Consider the following 2844-nt stretch of genomic DNA (forward strand, 5'->3'; position numbering starts at 1 on the left):
GTCGGTGGTGCTCTCGGGCGCCGAGGCGGCAGTGCTGGCGGCGACCGAGCAGTTGGCTGCGCAGGGTCGTAAGACGAAGCGGCTGACGGTCAGTCACGCGTTCCACTCGCCGCTGATGGATCCGATGCTGGCCGAGTTCCGCGCGGTCGTGGAGGGTCTGACCTTCGAGGCGCCGCGGATCCCGATCGTCTCCACCCTCGACCAGACCGCCGACCTCACCACGCCCGAGTACTGGGTGCGCCACGTCCGCGAGGCGGTCCGCTTCGCCGACGCGGTGGCGACCCTGGAGCGCGAAGGCGTCCGCACCTTCCTGGAGCTGGGCCCCGACGGCACTCTGACCGCGCTCGCGCAGGGGTGTGTCACCGAGGACGCCGCCTTCGTTCCCGCCCTGCGCCGCGATCGCGGCGAGGCGGAGAGCTTCACCACCGCCGTGGCCCAGCTGCACACCCGCGGTGCCAAGCTGGACTGGGAGGCGGTCTTCGCGGGGGCGGACGCCCGGCGCGTCGACCTGCCCACTTACGCCTTCCAGCACGAGCACTTCTGGCCCCGGCCGCTGACCGGCTGGGTCGGCGACGTGGCCTCCGCCGGTCTCGGCGCCGCCGACCACCCGCTGCTCGGCGCGTCGCTCGCGCTCGCCGACGCCGACGGGCACCTCTTCACCGGCCGCCTCGGGCTGGACAGTCACCCGTGGCTCGCCGACCATGCCGTGGGCGGCACGGTGCTGCTGCCCGGCACCGCCTTCGTGGAGCTGGCGGTCCGCGCGGGGGACCAGGTGGGTTGCGGCCGTCTGGACGAGCTGTCGCTGGAGGTGCCGCTGTTCCTGCCCGCCAAGGGCGCGGTGCGGGTGCAGCTCTGGGTCGGCACGGCGGACGACTCCGGTCGTCGCACCGTCAACCTGTACTCCCAGCCGGAGGACGCTCCTGTCGAGGAACCGTGGACGCGGCACGCCACCGGCGTGCTCGCGCCCGGCGCCGCCACTCAGCCCGCTGCCGAGCTCGTCGTCTGGCCGCCGGCCGGGGCCGAGCCGGTCGACGTCGAGGCGCTCTACGACGGCTTCGCGGCCGCGGGTTTCGGCTACGGCCCGGTCTTCCAGGGGCTGCGGAAGGCATGGCGGCACGGCGGCGAGCTCTTCGCCGAGGTCGAGCTGCCGGAGGAGAGCCGGACCGAGGCGGGCTTCTTCGGCCTGCACCCGGCGCTGCTGGACGCCTCCCTGCACGCCGTCGGTCTCGGCGGCGTGCTGGAGGACACCGGCCGGGCCCGACTGCCCTTCGCCTGGTCCGGTGTGTCGCTGTACGCGGCCGGCGCGGTCGCCCTGCGGGTGCGGATCGCGCCGCAGGGACCCGACAGCGTGGCGCTGACCCTGGCCGACGGCACCGGCGCGCCGGTGGCCTCGGTGGAGTCGCTGGTGCTGCGCCCGGTGGCGATGGAGCAGCTGGCGGCGAGCCACGCGGCCCCCCACGACTCGCTGTTCCGGCTGCACTGGACGTCGCTGCCCCTGGCCGAGACGCAGCAGGCGGACGCCGGTGACGGGGCGTGGGCGGTGCTGGGCGCCGCCGACGGTCTCGGCTTGACCGGGGCCGCCGCCCACACCGACCTCGACGCCCTGCTCGCGGCGCTCCACGGCGGCGCGGAGGCCCCTCGAACGCTGCTCGCCGCCTTCGGCGAGCAGGACGGCGGCGACGTCCCCGCCACCGCGCACCGGCGAGCCCACGAGGCACTCGCCCTGGTCCAGCGCTGGCTCGCGGAGGAGGCGTTCGCCGACACCCGGCTGGTCGTGCTGACCCGCGGCGCGGTGGCGACCGGCGCCGACGACGAAGTCACCGATCTGCCCTCGGCCACCGTGTGGGGCCTGGTGCGTTCGGCGCAGTCGGAGAACCCGGGCCGGATCGTGCTCGTTGATCTGGACGAGGACGCGGCCTCGGCGGCCGTGCTCGCCGCTGCCGTCGACACCGGTGAGCCGCAGCTCGCGCTGCGCGCCGGTGTCGCCTACGCGCCCGCGCTGGTCCGCGAGCCGGTCACGGCCGAGCAGTCGGTGCCCGGGGTGTACCCGGAGGGCACGGTGCTGGTGACCGGCGCGACCGGTTCGCTGGGCGCGCTGGTCGCCCGGCACCTGGTGACCGCGTACGGTGCGCGCCGCTTGCTGCTGGTCTCGCGACGCGGCGCGCAGGCGCCCGGCGCGGCCGAGCTGGCGGCCGAACTCGGCGAGCTGGGCGCCCAGGTGGCGCTCGCCGCCTGCGACGTCGCCGACCGCGCCGCTCTCGCCGCACTGCTCGGCTCGCTGGAGCACCCGCTCACCGCCGTGGTGCACACCGCCGGTGTGCTGGACGACGGGGTCCTCGCGTCGCTCACCCCCGAGCGGATCGACACGGTGCTGCGTCCCAAGGTGGACGCGGCCTGGCACCTGCACGAGCTGACGCAGGACCAGAACCTCTCCGCCTTCGTGCTGTTCTCCTCCGCCGCCGGTACCTTCGGCACCGCGGGGCAGGCCAATTACGCCGCCGCCAACGCCTTCCTGGACACACTGGCCGAGCACCGGCGCGGGCTCGGCCTGCCCGCCGCCTCGCTGGGCTTCGGCCCGTGGGCCGAGGACGCCGGAATGGCGGGCGAGTCGGACGGCTCGACCATCCGGCGCATGGCCCGTGGCGGGGTCGACGCGCTGACCGCCGACGAGGGCCTGGCGCTGCTGGACGCGGCGCTGGCCACCGGGCGCGCCGCGCTGGTGCCGATCCACCTGGACCCGGCCGGGCTGCGCGCCCAGGCCGAGGCGGGCCTGCTGCCGCCGCTGCTGCGCGGCCTGGTCCGGGTTCCGATGCGCCGCGCGGCCGGCGCTGCCGCCGCGGCGGG

At 76.1% G+C, this 2844-nt stretch carries 1 protein-coding gene; it reads left to right on the top strand.

Translation table 11 applies throughout. The annotated features are described in order from the left end of the window. On the top strand, window positions 1-2844 hold a 2844-nt coding region (locus tag TR48_RS29905; RefSeq protein WP_042373213.1), incomplete at both ends, for an SDR family NAD(P)-dependent oxidoreductase.

Origin of the sequence: Streptacidiphilus neutrinimicus, from assembly GCF_000787815.1 — a bacterium.
Classification (GTDB): Bacteria; Actinomycetota; Actinomycetes; order Streptomycetales; family Streptomycetaceae; genus Streptacidiphilus; species Streptacidiphilus neutrinimicus.